This is a genomic window from Prosthecomicrobium sp. N25, assembly GCF_037203705.1.
Lineage (GTDB): Bacteria > Pseudomonadota > Alphaproteobacteria > Rhizobiales > Ancalomicrobiaceae > Prosthecodimorpha.
Genome location: NZ_JBBCAT010000006.1, coordinates 97060 through 109801 on the forward strand (window position 1 = coordinate 97060; position 12742 = coordinate 109801).

At 69.2% G+C, this 12742-nt stretch carries 15 protein-coding genes; 12 read left to right on the top strand and 3 right to left on the bottom strand.

All coding sequences use genetic code 11. From position 1 onward, the window contains the following. Window position 1: 1 nt before the first annotated feature. The 3 genes from WBG79_RS26195 to WBG79_RS26205 all read left to right on the top strand — a co-directional run bounded on the left by WBG79_RS26195 (window position 2) and on the right by WBG79_RS26205 (window position 1992). Window positions 2-226, top strand: a complete 225-nt coding sequence (locus tag WBG79_RS26195) for a phage head-tail joining protein (RefSeq protein WP_337360197.1) — start codon at window positions 2-4, stop codon at window positions 224-226. A gap of 2 nt (window positions 227-228) precedes the next feature. After that, window positions 229-564: a DUF2190 family protein gene (locus WBG79_RS26200; protein ID WP_337360198.1), complete on the top strand. Its 336-nt coding sequence runs from the start codon at window positions 229-231 to the stop codon at window positions 562-564. Window positions 565-942: 378 nt separating this feature from the next. Next, entirely contained in the window at window positions 943-1992 is a 1050-nt protein-coding gene (locus tag WBG79_RS26205) for a tyrosine-type recombinase/integrase (RefSeq protein WP_337360199.1), read from the top strand. A 228-nt stretch (window positions 1993-2220) separates the two neighbouring features. On the opposite strand, the gene WBG79_RS26210 is transcribed toward WBG79_RS26205, so the two are convergent. Then, on the bottom strand, window positions 2221-2721 hold the full coding sequence (locus WBG79_RS26210; protein WP_337360200.1) for a hypothetical protein: 501 nt from the start codon (window positions 2719-2721) through the stop codon (window positions 2221-2223). 304 nt (window positions 2722-3025) lie between these two features. Next, window positions 3026-3250, bottom strand: a complete 225-nt coding sequence (locus WBG79_RS26215; RefSeq protein WP_337360201.1) for a hypothetical protein — start codon at window positions 3248-3250, stop codon at window positions 3026-3028. Between the two features lie 320 nt (window positions 3251-3570). On the opposite strand from WBG79_RS26215, the gene WBG79_RS26220 reads away from it, so the two are divergent. The 5 genes from WBG79_RS26220 to WBG79_RS26240 all read left to right on the top strand — a co-directional run bounded on the left by WBG79_RS26220 (window position 3571) and on the right by WBG79_RS26240 (window position 8766). Continuing rightward, the gene (locus tag WBG79_RS26220; protein ID WP_443147525.1) at window positions 3571-5478 is read left to right on the top strand and encodes a bifunctional 2',3'-cyclic-nucleotide 2'-phosphodiesterase/3'-nucleotidase; all 1908 of its coding nucleotides are present in this window, start codon (window positions 3571-3573) and stop codon (window positions 5476-5478) included. 159 nt (window positions 5479-5637) lie between these two features. Then, complete coding sequence (locus WBG79_RS26225) at window positions 5638-6753, top strand: DegT/DnrJ/EryC1/StrS family aminotransferase (protein WP_337360203.1); 1116 nt, start codon at window positions 5638-5640, stop codon at window positions 6751-6753. Window positions 6754-6764: 11 nt separating this feature from the next. Further along, complete coding sequence (locus WBG79_RS26230; RefSeq protein WP_337360204.1) at window positions 6765-7724, top strand: hypothetical protein; 960 nt, start codon at window positions 6765-6767, stop codon at window positions 7722-7724. Beyond that, a complete protein-coding gene (locus WBG79_RS26235; RefSeq protein ID WP_337360205.1) occupies window positions 7712-8293 on the top strand; it encodes an acyltransferase in 582 nt (193 codons plus the stop codon). Before WBG79_RS26230 ends, WBG79_RS26235 begins: the two co-directional genes overlap by 13 nt. A gap of 281 nt (window positions 8294-8574) precedes the next feature. Next, window positions 8575-8766, top strand: a complete 192-nt coding sequence (locus tag WBG79_RS26240) for a hypothetical protein (RefSeq protein ID WP_337360206.1) — start codon at window positions 8575-8577, stop codon at window positions 8764-8766. 129 nt (window positions 8767-8895) lie between these two features. Here WBG79_RS26240 and WBG79_RS26245 read toward each other — a convergent pair whose 3' ends face one another. After that, window positions 8896-9150 (bottom strand): hypothetical protein, encoded by a 255-nt coding sequence (locus WBG79_RS26245; RefSeq protein WP_337360207.1) that lies wholly within the window; start codon window positions 9148-9150, stop codon window positions 8896-8898. A gap of 246 nt (window positions 9151-9396) precedes the next feature. On the opposite strand from WBG79_RS26245, the gene WBG79_RS26250 reads away from it, so the two are divergent. From WBG79_RS26250 to WBG79_RS26265, 4 genes are read left to right on the top strand one after another with little or no spacing between them, the layout of a single operon-like run. Continuing rightward, window positions 9397-9696 (top strand): DUF2849 domain-containing protein, encoded by a 300-nt coding sequence (locus WBG79_RS26250; protein WP_337360208.1) that lies wholly within the window; start codon window positions 9397-9399, stop codon window positions 9694-9696. Window positions 9697-9720: 24 nt separating this feature from the next. Beyond that, window positions 9721-11379, top strand: a complete 1659-nt coding sequence (locus tag WBG79_RS26255) for a nitrite/sulfite reductase (protein ID WP_337360209.1) — start codon at window positions 9721-9723, stop codon at window positions 11377-11379. Beyond that, window positions 11366-12112 (top strand): phosphoadenylyl-sulfate reductase, encoded by a 747-nt coding sequence (locus tag WBG79_RS26260; protein WP_337360210.1) that lies wholly within the window; start codon window positions 11366-11368, stop codon window positions 12110-12112. The genes WBG79_RS26255 and WBG79_RS26260 overlap by 14 nt, the downstream gene beginning before the upstream one ends. Window positions 12113-12122: 10 nt before the next feature. Beyond that, window positions 12123-12641 (top strand): DUF934 domain-containing protein, encoded by a 519-nt coding sequence (locus WBG79_RS26265; RefSeq protein ID WP_337360211.1) that lies wholly within the window; start codon window positions 12123-12125, stop codon window positions 12639-12641. Window positions 12642-12742 lie beyond the last annotated feature (101 nt).

The window sequence follows — 12742 nt, forward strand, 5'->3', positions numbered from 1 at the left end:
CATGACCGACCGCGTGACCCTTGAGGCCCAGCTAGCCGCGCTCCGGAAGGCCCGCGCCTCCGGGGTCGCGACGGTCGAGTTCGACGCCGGGAACGGGTCCCGGCGACGCGTCACCTATCGGTCCGATGCGGAGCTTGCGGCGGCGATCGCGGACATCGAGCGCCAGATCGCCGGGCTCTCCGGACGCGTCCACACCATCACGATTGCGACCTCGAAAGGGTTCTGACCATGAAGAACTACATCCAGAGCGGCACGTTCGTGGCCGTTGCCGCCCCGACCGGCGGCGTCTCGTCCGGCGACGGCGTCCTCGTCGGCTCCATCTTCGGCGTCGCGGCCACCACGGCGGCCGAGGCTGCCGACGTCGAGATCGGCCTCACCGGCGTCTACGACCTCCCCAAGAAGTCGGGCGACACCCCCGCCGTCAGGACCAAGGTCTACTGGGACGCCGCCAATGGGTACGTCACGACGACGTCCACGAGCAACACGCTGATCGGCGCGGCCGTCCGGGCTGCCGCCGGTCCGGACGCGACCGTCCGCGTCCGCCTCAACGGCACCGTCTCGTAATCCGGGGGCGATACTCCAAGGCCGTCGGGAGGCCTGAACCCGTCGCCCTGCCCCCAACGAGCAGTCACAGGGGGCGGCGGGACCCGATTGGGTGATGGGATCAGCACGGTCGGTCGCGTACGCGCGGCCGACCACCCTTGAGAGGCCATGCGGGCCTGACGCAAGTCGAACGCTGGAGATCTGAAATGGAGAATTGGCCCGTCATGCGAGAAGCCTTATGCCGCCGAAGACATACTCGCTCGAAGAAGCTGCCGTGCTTCTTCATGTCACGCCGAGGAAATTGAAAGATTTCCTTCGTGAGCATCCGTATTATCGGAAGATCGGACGGACCTATGTGTTCACCGAAGTCGATATCAATTCGCTCTTGGAGGCAGCCGCATGTCCCTCCGCCTCGTCCGTCGAAAGAAGTCGCCGTACTGGTACCTCCGTGGCTCCGTCAGAGGCAAAAGCATTGATGAGAGCACGGGAACTGCTGACCGCGAAGCCGCAGACGCGATCCGGATCCAGCGCGAGAAAGAGATCCTCGACGAGACCATCTACGGTCGTCGTTCCGTTGCGACGTTCACCGACGCCGTCGTGAGCTACCTCGAACACGGTGGGGAGAGGCGGTTCCTCGCGCCTCTCCTCGACCATTTCACTGGCACCAAGCTCGCTCGGATCGATCAGGCCGCGATCGACAAGGCAGCCCGGAAGCTCTACCCGGGCGCTGCCCCGGCGACGGTCAACCGACAGGTCTACACGCCGATGTCCGCGATCCTAAAGAACGCGGCCGAGCGCGGGATGGCGGACTACCGGCCGATCAAGAGACCCCGCCAGCCGAAGGGTGTGATCCGCTGGCTCACGCCGGACGGGGCCGAGAGGCTCATCGCGGCCTGTGCCCCGCATCTACGGCCGATCGTCGTCTTCCTGCTCTACACGGGCGCACGGGTCAGCGAAGCCCTCTATCTCGACTGGCGGCACGTCGACCTTTCGCGTCGGCATGTCGAGTTCCTGGACACCAAGAACGGCGAGAGCCGGGGCGTCCCGCTCCACCCGCGCGTCGTCGCCGAGCTTGCGAACCTCCCCCGCTTCGAATGGACCGACCGGGTCTTCCTCAACAATCGGGGTCAGCCGTTCGCCGAGAAGACCGAGGACGGGCAAGGCGGCGGGCAGATCAAGACCGGCTTCACGGCGGCGTGCCGTCGAGCCGGGATCAAGAACCTTCGGCCGCATGATCTGCGGCACACCTGGGCGACGTGGCACTACCAGCGCAACCGGGACCTGACCGCCCTGATGGCGCTCGGCGGCTGGAAGTCCGAGGCGATGGTGATGCGCTACGCGCACACCAATTCCGAGCACCACGCGCCCTCGATCGAGGCCCTCCCCTGGGACAATTTCGGGAACCGTGATAATATTGAAGCCGAAAAGCGCATCGGAACAGGGAGTTAAGAATGCCGTCTGACACCTTGGTAAGGGAGAGGTCGAGAGTTCAATCCTCTCTGGCAGCACCATCTAATCTCTTGTAAGTCCTTACAAGACGGCGTCTTCTCGGGATGGGGTGCCGTTTGCCGTGAAGAGCCGGACAGCACGGCAGGTCGCTCGCGCGAAGTCGGAAGCTTGGGTGCTAGCCGGGCTTCCGTTGACCGAGCTCGACTGACGGGGGGCTTAAGATCCGCCTCAGAGTTTACCTTCATTGGTCAGAGACGTGACCTCACCGACGATCCCCCTGGAGACAAGGCATCGCCATGGGGCCTTCGCAGGACCCACTCCAACCAAGACGACGGTGTTCGCCTCAGATGTCTCCGTACTAATCAAGACAACATCGCCGTTGTTTGTCTTGAGTGAGACAGCCTGCAAGCAGGCCTGCTCATCTTTCGAGGGCATTGCAGTATTATTTGCAGCAGGTTTATCCTGGTTGACAAGAAATTTAACTATCTTCTTACCGTTTTTATTGAACGAACATTGAAATGTTTTGGTTCCGGAATTATTCGAAATAATTCCGTTTACAGCATGTGTTCCGTCGACCCGCTGACCTTCATATTTCGTTTCGATGTCAGGCATACGGACGCGCAATTCGTCATGAGCCCTGCTGCGACAGACTGCCATCATGTATTCTGGAGTTTCCGCCGCTGCACTCAAATCGAAAGCAAAGAGAGTTACTATTGCCGCAGAACTCATGGTGAGTGTTCTTGACATTGCTACCACCCTGGCGGTTAAGGCAAGCAGTAGCTTAGCGGCGTCCGGGATCTCTTCAAGCCGTATCTCTGTCTCTGAGAAACCCGCTGCAGAACTAGTTCTCCATGTACGGCGACCCCAGGCTTCCGGATCGAGACCCGGGTCCCGCCTTTCCGTTGTTGCCGGTCCGGCGGGTTCCGCGCGCCCCGGGGTCAGGGACGCCGGGAGGGAGTGACCCTCGCCCCCGGCATCCGCCTCGGTGGTCCGTGCTATCGACTTCGGCGCCGCAGCCCGCTCCCAGAGGCGCTCACGGATGTCCCGGCCCGTGCACGCCATGGTCGTCGGTGCCCGTGTCGTCGGCGCCGCCGCGGCCCTTGCCGCCCGTCTTGCCACCGCCGCCGCCCTTGCCGCCGCGCAGGACGAGCTGTTCCTTGGCGGCCTCCAGGCCCTGGCCCTTGCCCGCAAAGCTCGGCGAGGCGGTGAAGCTGGTGGCCACCAGGGCGGCGGCGGCGATCGCGACCATGATCTTCATGAGTGCTGTCTCCCTCGTTCGCCCGCGGGACCCGCCGGCGTGAGGGGCACCATAGGATCCCGGCCCATGCGCGAACCTGAGCCGCCCCGTAAGCCTCGTGTAAGCGAAGTTCTGCGGCAGGGACGGCCACCGGCCCGAACCGGCGCCGGCCCAGCCGAAGGCCGCTTGAATTCGTTTGCCACCCGGACGCGCGGCGGCGACAATCGCCACCCTGTCGCGGGCCAGGGCCCGCATGCCGCGTGCCGGAGGCCTGCCCCGTGTCAAGACGCCCCCTGATCGACCGCCGCTCGTTCCTGGCCGCCGGATCGGCAGCCCTCGTCATGATGCACCCCTTCGCGGCGCGCGCCGCCGCCGGGCAGGCCCACCTGCGCATCATGGAGACGACCGACATCCACGTGAACGTGGAGCCCTATGACTATTACGCCGACCGCCCGAACGACACCTTCGGGCTCGCCCGCACCGCCTCGATCATCAGGGCGATCCGCGCCGAGGCCACCAATTCCGTGCTCGTCGACAACGGCGACATCATTCAGGGCAACCCGCTCGGCGACTTCGTCGCCTACGAGCGCGGCCTGAAGCGCGGCGACGTCCATCCCGTCATCCGGGCCATGAACACCCTCGGCTACGAGGCCTCCACGCTCGGGAACCACGAGTTCAACTACGGCCTGGAGTTCCTGTCGAACGCCCTGGCGGGCGCGGCCTTTCCGTTCGTCTCGGCCAACCTGGTGAATGGCACGACGCTCGCCGCCGACCCGGCGAAGGACCGCACCTTCGTGCCGCCCTGGCGCATCGTCGAGCGGACCCTCCGGGACGGGGCCGGTGCGGAGCGCAGGATCAGGCTCGGCTTCATCGGCTTCGTGCCGCCCCAGATCATGGTCTGGGATGCCAAGAACCTCTCCGGAAACGTACAGACGCGAGACATCGTCGCCGCCGCGCGCGCCCATGTCCCGGTCATGAGGGAGGCGGGCGCCGACCTCGTGGTGGCGCTCTGCCATTCCGGCATCGACGGGTCACCGGCGTCGGACGGCATGGAGAATGCCGCCCTGCACCTCGCCGGGGTGCCCGGCATCGACGTCGTCCTCTCCGGCCACCAGCACCTCGTCTTCCCCGGCCCCGACTTCAAGGACGTCCCCGGCGCGGACGTCGCCAAAGGCACGCTGCAGGGCAAGCCCGCCGTGATGGCCGGCTTTTGGGGCTCCCATCTCGGCCTCGTCGACCTCCTCCTGGAAGAGGACGGCGGCACCTGGCGCATCCTCTCCCACACCAGCGAGGCCCGTCCGATCTACCGGCGCGCCGACGGCAAGATCCAGGCCCTGGTCGAGTCCCAGCCGGCGGTCTCGGAAAGCGTCAAGGCCGACCACGAGGCGACCCTCGCGTATGTCCGCCGCCCCGTCGGGACCTCGGCCGCGCCGCTCCACTCCTATTTCGCCCTCGTCGCCGACGACCCCTCCGTGCAGATCGTCTCGATCGCACAGACCTGGTACGTCACCGAGATGCTGAAGGGCTCGAAGTGGGAGGGCCTGCCGGTCCTTTCCGCCGCCGCCCCCTTCAAGGCCGGCGGCCGCGGCGGCCCCGACTACTACACCGACGTGCCCGCCGGGCCGATCGCCATCAAGAACGTGGCCGACCTCTATCTCTATCCGAACACCGTGCGCGCGGTGGAGGTGACCGGGGCGACCGTGAGGGAATGGCTCGAGCGCTCGGCCGGCCAGTTCAACCGCATCGAGCCCGGCAAGGCCGACCAGCCGCTCGTCGACCCGACCTTCCCGAGCTACAACTTCGACGTGATCGACGGCGTCACCTACCGGATCGACCTCACACAGCCGGCTCGCTACGACAAGGACGGCAAGCTCGTCGCGCCGGACGCCCACCGCATCGTCGACCTCGCCCATGCGGGCCGGCCGATCGACCCGGACGCCCGCTTCGTCGTGGCCACCAACAACTACCGCGCCGGCGGCGGCGGCAACTTCCCCGGCGTGACCGAGAAGGCGGTGATCTTCGTCGGCCCGGACACCAACCGCGACGTCCTCGTCCGCTACATCGTCTCGGTCGGCACCATCAACCCGAGCGCCGACGCCAACTGGTCCTTCGTCCCCGTGCCCGGCGCCTCGGTCGTGTTCGAGACCGGCCCCAAGGGCCGCGCCTACGCGGCCTCCGTGAAGGGCGTAACCATCACGGAGGCCGGCGACGGCCAGAACGGCTTCGCCCGGTACCGGATCGCCTTCTGACCCGGTCTCGTCCGTCCGACCCCGCCGGCGGTGGAATTCCGCCGGGCCGCCCGTGTCGTCTTCCCCGACGACATGCTAGGAGGGCCCCGGCGAGGCGGCCCCGACCGGCAGAATCGGGACGCCCCCCGGGGACCACCCGGTCGAGGGAGTGCGACGTCCATGCCCGCCCCGAGGTCCTTCAGACATCTTTCGGTGGTCCCGGACCTGCCGCCGCCGTCCGCCTACCTGCCGCTCCTCGAGCGCGCCCATGCGGCCTCCTGGTTCACCAACTTCGGCCCGATCGTGCGGGCCTTCGAGGACGACGTCCTCGATGCCCTCGGCGTCCCCGGCGAATGCTGCGTTTCAGCCGCCAACGCGACCGCCGGCCTGTCCGCCGCCCTCCTGGCCGCGCGGGTCGCCGGCCCCGTCCTCGTGCCGGCCTTCACGTTCCCGGCTTCGCTCGGGGCGGTCAGGGCCGCGGGACTGCAGGCGATCGTGGTCGACGTCGAGCCGGACACCTGGGCGCTCGGGGCGGAACGGCTGCGCTCTGCGCTGGACGGGACCGGCGCCGACGCGGTCATGCTCGTCGCGCCGTTCGGCCTCGAGCGCGACGTCTCCGAAGCCTTCCGGCTCTGCCGGGACAGGGGCGCGACGGTGGTCATCGACAACGCCGCGGGCTTCGGCACGCCGCGCCGGGCCGCGGAGCGGCACCCCGGCGCCTTCGAGGTCTTCTCGCTGCACGCCACGAAGCCGCTCGGGATCGGCGAGGGCGGGCTCGTCTTCGGTCCGCGGAGCCACGAGGCCGCCCTCCGTTCGGCGCTCAACTTCGGCAAGTCCGAGTCCACGCCGCTCGGCTACGAGGGCTGGGGCTTCAACGGCAAGATGAGCGAACTCCAGGCCGCTGTCGGCGTGGCCCAGTTTGCGCGCCGCAAGGACATCCTGGCCCGTCGGCAGGCCTTCGCGTCCCTTTACGTCGAGGCCCTCGCCGGCCTGCCGCTCGTCCATCCAACGGATCCCGCGTCCTCCCCTTGGCAGTTCTTTCCGGTCCTCCTTCCTGACGCGGCGACCGCCGAGCGTTTCGTCGCGGCGGCCGCGGACGGCGGCGTGGAGATCCGGCGCTATTACCGCCCGAGCCTCTCGCGCCTCGTCGAGGCGGACGGTGCAACCCCCTGCCCTGTCGCCGAAGACCTCGCGGACCGCATGTGCGTCCTGCCGGTCCGGTCACAGACCTCCGCGGACCTATCCCGCGACATCGTCCGCACCACCACGGCCATCCTCGCCCGGAGCCTCCCCTGACCCACACCCTCATGCCCGACCCGACGATCGAGTTCCGGATCCCGATTTCCCCGACTCCCGGCTTCTTCGCCCAGGTCCGGCTCTTCGACTTCGCCCTGCGGCGGCTCGGCGGGCCCTACCGCACGGCACGGATCCTGGTCGTCGTCGGCGACGGCTGCGACCTCGAGGACGTGCGTCGCCGCAACCCCTGGGCCGAGGGCCGCCCGATCGACTGGACGCGCGTCCCCGACACGGTCTTCGAGCGCGACGGCTATTGGGGCACCGCGAACTGGCGCTACGTGCCGGAGGCGGACGCCGACATCGTCGTGCTGAGCGACGCCGACACGGTGCTGCTCGGCCCGGTCCACCAGGCGCTGGCCCCGCTCGCCACGACGCGCCCCGCTCTCGCCGGCCATATGGCCCACTACTGGCCGCCGATCGTCTCCGACATCCTGCCCCCGGGCCGGTCCCCCGACTTCTGGCCGAAGCTGTTCGACCTCTGCGGCGCGCCGCTGCCGGCCCGGCTGCATCCCTATTCCTGCAACGACGACGATGGCGGGCCGCTCGCCCCGGTCTACCTGAACCTCGGCTTCGTCGCCTTGAACCGGCCGGCCCTGGACGTCTTCCGGCGGTCGGCGTTCGATCTCCATGGCCGCCTCAAGACGCTGCTGAAGAGCGACATGTGGTGCCAGATCGCCGTCCCGGTGCTCGCCTCGCGCCACCTGATGCACGCGACCCTGCTGCCGGCCGAATACAACGCGGCCAACGACGACATCCATATCGCCCGCCACGGGATCGAACCATCGTCCTTGCGCGTGCTGCACTACCTGCGCGAGGCGGAATTCGTCCGTTCGGAATTCCTCCTGCCCGGCCGGATCGACGACTTCCTGGCGCGCCGGCTCGACAATCCCCTGAACCGCCTCCTGCAGTCGGTCGTGCGCGACTTCCGCAGGAACCTTGCCCCGACGGAGTATGGTCCATGCCCGGACTGAACGCCGCGTTCCTGTCGGCCGACGAAGTCCGGGAGCTCGGGCTGGCGCATGTCGGCAAGGACGCGCTGATCCACCGCCTCGCCGTACTGGTGCGGCCGGAGACCATATCGATCGGGGACCATACCCGCATCGACCCCTTCGTGGTCCTGTCCGCGCGCGAGGGCGTCGAGATCGGCCGAAACGTCCATGTGGGCGCACACACGAGCCTGACCGGGCGGGCCCGCATCGTCATGGAGGACTTCTCGGCCGTCTCTCACGGGGTGCGGGTCTTCTCCTCCTCGGACGACTTCGAGGGCCTGGGCCTGACGAACCCGACGGTCCCCGAGGAATTCCGTGCCGCCCGCACGGCGCCTGTGCGGATAGGCCGGCACGCCATCGTGGGGGCCGGCTCGGTCCTGCTGCCCGGGGCCGTGCTGGCCGAGGGAACCGGGGTGGGCGCCCTGTCGCTCGTGGCCTCCGTGCTCGACCCCTGGACCCTCTATGCGGGCGTGCCCGTGCGCCGCCTGCGGGACCGGCAGCGCAAGCCGATCGCCCTCGAGGCCGCCTACCTCGCCCGAGAGCGGGAGTGAGCGCGCACCCGGTCACGGTTCAAGGCCGCGGGCCGGCAGGGCGCTTGACCCGGGCCGGGATCATCACGAAGCTGTGATCCGGGTCGCCCGACGGCCCCGCCCTCCCGCCGCGGGAGCCGGCGGCGGGCAACGCTCGTCCGCCGTGACGGTTTTTGGCCGAGACTTGGACGGCGACCAGCCGGCATCAAGTATGCCAGCCTAGTGACCTGCGGATTCCGGCTTTTCCCCGAGGTCGAAGAAGATCATCATCCCCTCGTATTCTTCGCAGGGGAGTATTTCAGATGGACTTCATCGAAGGCGTTGCCTTGTCGGTGGCCGTCCTTGCTTCGGCGGCGGTGGCAGGGGAGATCCTCGTCGAGGAGACGAGGCGCCTCCTGCGGGAGTCCGGGATCGGCGCACCGCGGTCGGCAGGCCTCCTCGAGGATCTCCGGGCGACGGCGGCGCGCTACCAGCGCCATATCCCCGCCGAGTGATCCTCCTGTCGGCCGGTTCCGGTGGGGAGAGGCGTTCGGCCACCCCGGGCGCCCGAACGACAGGGGACGCCGGTCCCGTGCCGGCGTCCCGCCTCTGGCTGCGGCGCGGCTCGCCGCGGACGCGGTGCCTCACGCCCCGCCGCCCGAACGCGTCTCCTTGTCCATCTTCTCGAAGCTCTCGACCACGCCCTCGGTCTTGGCGGTCTCTCCCGCCATCCGGACACGCTCGTTGTGGACGTTGCCCTGGTCGTTGCCCTGCAGCTTGTTGCGGCCGTGGATCTCGTCCGCCAGGTCGTCGATGTCGAAGGCCTCGTCGGCCGGCGTCGGCCCGACGTGCTCGACGCCGCCCTTGACTCCCATCCCGTGCTTGCTGGCATTGGCCATCTCGGTTCCTCCGCTCGGGTTGCCTGATGGCGGGGGAACCGGTGGGCACACCGATGGTTCCGCCCCACCGCCCGCCCCTCGCGGCCCGCTTTTCCCGAGGCGCCCGCCGGGCGGATTTCTATTCCGCCTCGCCTCCGGACTTTGGAACCTGAGACGGCGCGGCTGGCGACGCTCGGGCCTATATCTCCTGGCACACCGGGGGAGGACCGTCCCCGGATCCGTCCATTGCCGATCGCGAGGCCGCCCGTGCCCGATGCCGTCATCACCGCCAACCGCCTCGCAGACGGCCGGGTCGTCTGGCTGACCGCCGACCGCGCCTGGTCGACCGACGTGTCCGCCGCCGCGGTCGTCGCCGACAAGGTCACGCTCGAGGCCGCCCTGGCCGCCGCCGCGGCCGCCGTCGCGGCCCGCATCGTGGTCGACCCCTACGCCACCGACGTCGACGTCGGCGGCGCCGGCATCGTTCCGAAGTCGTTGCGCGAGCGGATCCGGGCCAAGGGGCCCACGGTCCCCTCCGACTTTCCCTCCGAGCGCCGCCCCGCCTGACGCCCCTTCCGCGAGACGACACCCATGTACCGCTACGACGAGTTCGACCAGCAGTTCGTCCAGGCCCGCGTCGAGCAGTTCCGCGACCAGGTCCGCCGCCGCCTCGCCGGCGAGCTGACCGAGGAGCAGTTCCGCCCCCTGCGCCTCATGAACGGCGTCTACCTGCAGCTGCACGCCTACATGCTGCGCATCGCAATTCCCTACGGCACCCTCAACGCCCGCCAGCTCCGCACCCTGGCCCGCATCGGCCGGGTCTACGACAAGGGCTACGGCCACTTCACCACGCGCCAGAACCTGCAGTTCAACTGGCCGGCCCTGAAGGACGTGCCCGACATCCTGACCGAGCTCGCCGCGGTCGAGATGCACGCCATCCAGACCTCCGGCAACTGCATCCGCAACGTGACGGCCGATCACTTCGCCGGTGCCGCCGCCGACGAGATCGCCGACCCGCGGCCCTACGCCGAGATCCTTCGGCAGTGGTCGAGCCTGCACCCCGAATTCTCGTTCCTGCCGCGCAAGTTCAAGGTCGCCATCTCGGGCGCGCGGCACGACCGCGCCGCCATCCGGGTCCACGACATCGGCCTGCAGATCGTCCGCAACGCCGCCGGCGAACTCGGCTTCGAGGTGTTCGTCGGGGGCGGCCTCGGCCGCACGCCCTTCACGGCCTGGCACCTGCGCGACTTCCTCCCCGAGGAGGACCTGCTCGCCTATTGCGAGGCTATCCTGCGCGTCTACAACCTCTACGGCCGGCGCGACAACAAGTACAAGGCGCGCATCAAGATCCTCATGCACGAGGCGGGGCTCGACACGGTCCGCGCTCAGGTCGAGGAGGAGTTCGAGCGCATCCGCGACGGCGTGCTGAAGCTGCCGCATGGAGACATCGAGCGCATCGCCGCCTATTTCGCCCCGCCGGCCTTCGCCGATCTGCCGGCCGAGAGTGCCGCGGAGCGGTCGGCCCGCGCGGCCGACCCGGTCTTCGCCGCCTGGGCGGACGCCAACACGCACCCCCACCGGGTGCCCGGCTACGCCTCGGTGACGATCTCGCTGAAGCCCGTCGGCGGCATCCCGGGCGACGCCACCTCCGACCAGATGGACCTCGTCGCCGACCTCGCCGACGCCTACGGGTTCGGTGAGATCCGCGTGAGCCACATGCAGAACCTGATCCTCGCGCATGTGAAGCGCGACGATCTTCCGGCGCTGCACGCGAAGCTGCTCGCCGCCGGGCTCGCCACCCCGAACGCGGGCCTCGTCACCGACATCATCGCCTGCCCGGGGCTCGACTACTGCGCGCTCGCCAACGCCCGGTCGATCCCGGTCGCGCAGGCGATCTCCGAGCGCTTCGGCTCTGCCGCCCGCCAGGCCGAGATCGGCCCGCTCGCCATCAAGATCTCGGGCTGCATCAACGCCTGTGGCCACCACCACGTCGGCCACATCGGCATCCTCGGCGTCGACAAGAAGGGCGAGGAATTCTACCAGATCACCATCGGCGGCTCGGCCGACGAGACCGCGTCCCTCGGCGACATCACCGGCCGCGGCTTCTCGACCCACGAGGTGGTCGGCGCCGTCGAGACCATCGTCGACACCTATCTGGCCGAGCGGACCGGCCCCGAGGAGACCTTCCTCGCCGCCTACAGGCGCCTAGGCCTCAAGCCCTTCAAGGAGGCCCTCTATGGGCAGGCCTGAGCGCGCCGCCGACCCGATCGGCGCCGCCCCGCTCCGGGACGTGGCCGTCCTGGAGGCGCTCTACGGGGCGCTCCCCACGACCGCCCTCCTGGACGTGGCGATCCACGACCTCTTCCCCGGGCGCCTCGCCCTGGTCTCCTCCTTCGGCGCCGAAGCGGCCGTCCTGCTCCACCTGGTCGCCCAGGTGGACCGGGCCACTCCGGTGGTCTTCGTCGACACCGACCGGCTCTTCGGCGAGACCCTGCGCTACCGCGACCGCCTGACCGAACGGCTGGGCCTCACGGACGTGCGCACGCTCGCGCCCGACGCCGCCCGCGTCGCCGAGCACGACCGCGACGGCGCGCTCTGGCTGCGCGACGCGAACCTCTGCTGCCGCATCCGCAAGGTGGAGCCCCTGGCCGCCGGCCTCTCCGGCTTCGACGCCTGGATCTCCGGTCGCAAGCGGTTCCAGGCCGCGACCCGGGCCACGATCCCTGTCTTCGAGGCCGAGGGCACCCGCATCAAGGTGAACCCGCTCGCCGGCTGGATGCCCGCCGACCTCGCCGCCTATGCGGCCCGGCACGACCTGCCCCCCCACCCGCTGGTCGAGCAAGGCTACCGGTCCATCGGCTGCATGCCCTGCACGACCCGCGTCGTCGAGGGCGAGGACGACCGGGCCGGACGCTGGCGCGGCCAGGAGAAGATCGAGTGCGGCATCCACCTCGGCCTGGAAGCCGACGGCAGCGGCATCTGAGGACAGGACCATGACCGACGTCTATCGCAACGGCCGCTTCGAAGCGGACACCTGGCGCCTCCTCGCCGACGGCGAGCCCGTGCCCCCGGAGGGCGGCGTCCTCCTGCCGAAGGCGCGCTTCATCGCCGAAGTCTCGGCCACGAATGCCCCCTTCGGCCTCGCGCTGGAACCGAGCGACTCCCTGGACGACCTCGAGGGGCACCTCGACCGGGCCGCGCTTGTGACCGTCAAGTTCCCGAAGTTCGGTGACGGACGCGCCTTCTCGTTGGCCCGGCTCCTGCGCGAACGCCACGGCTATCGCGGCGAGATCCGCGCCGTCGGGGACGTGCTGATCGACCTCGTGCCCTTCATGGGCCGGGTCGGCATCGACGCCCTGGTGGTCACCCACGAGCCGACCCGCCGGGCACTCGCGGAGGGCCGGCTGCCGCTGGTGCCCTTCTTCTACCAACCCGCCGCGGACGGCGCCGCCCGGCCTTCGACGGCGGGCCGCCCTTGGCTCCGCCGCCCCGCGACCTCGTCGGCGGCTTGATCTACAGCAATGAATGTCAGCCGCGCCTGACGCACCGTGCCCGGCGCGGCCGGACAGGATGCCGGACCTCGCGCCGCAGTCGAAAGCGGAAGCCATGGACC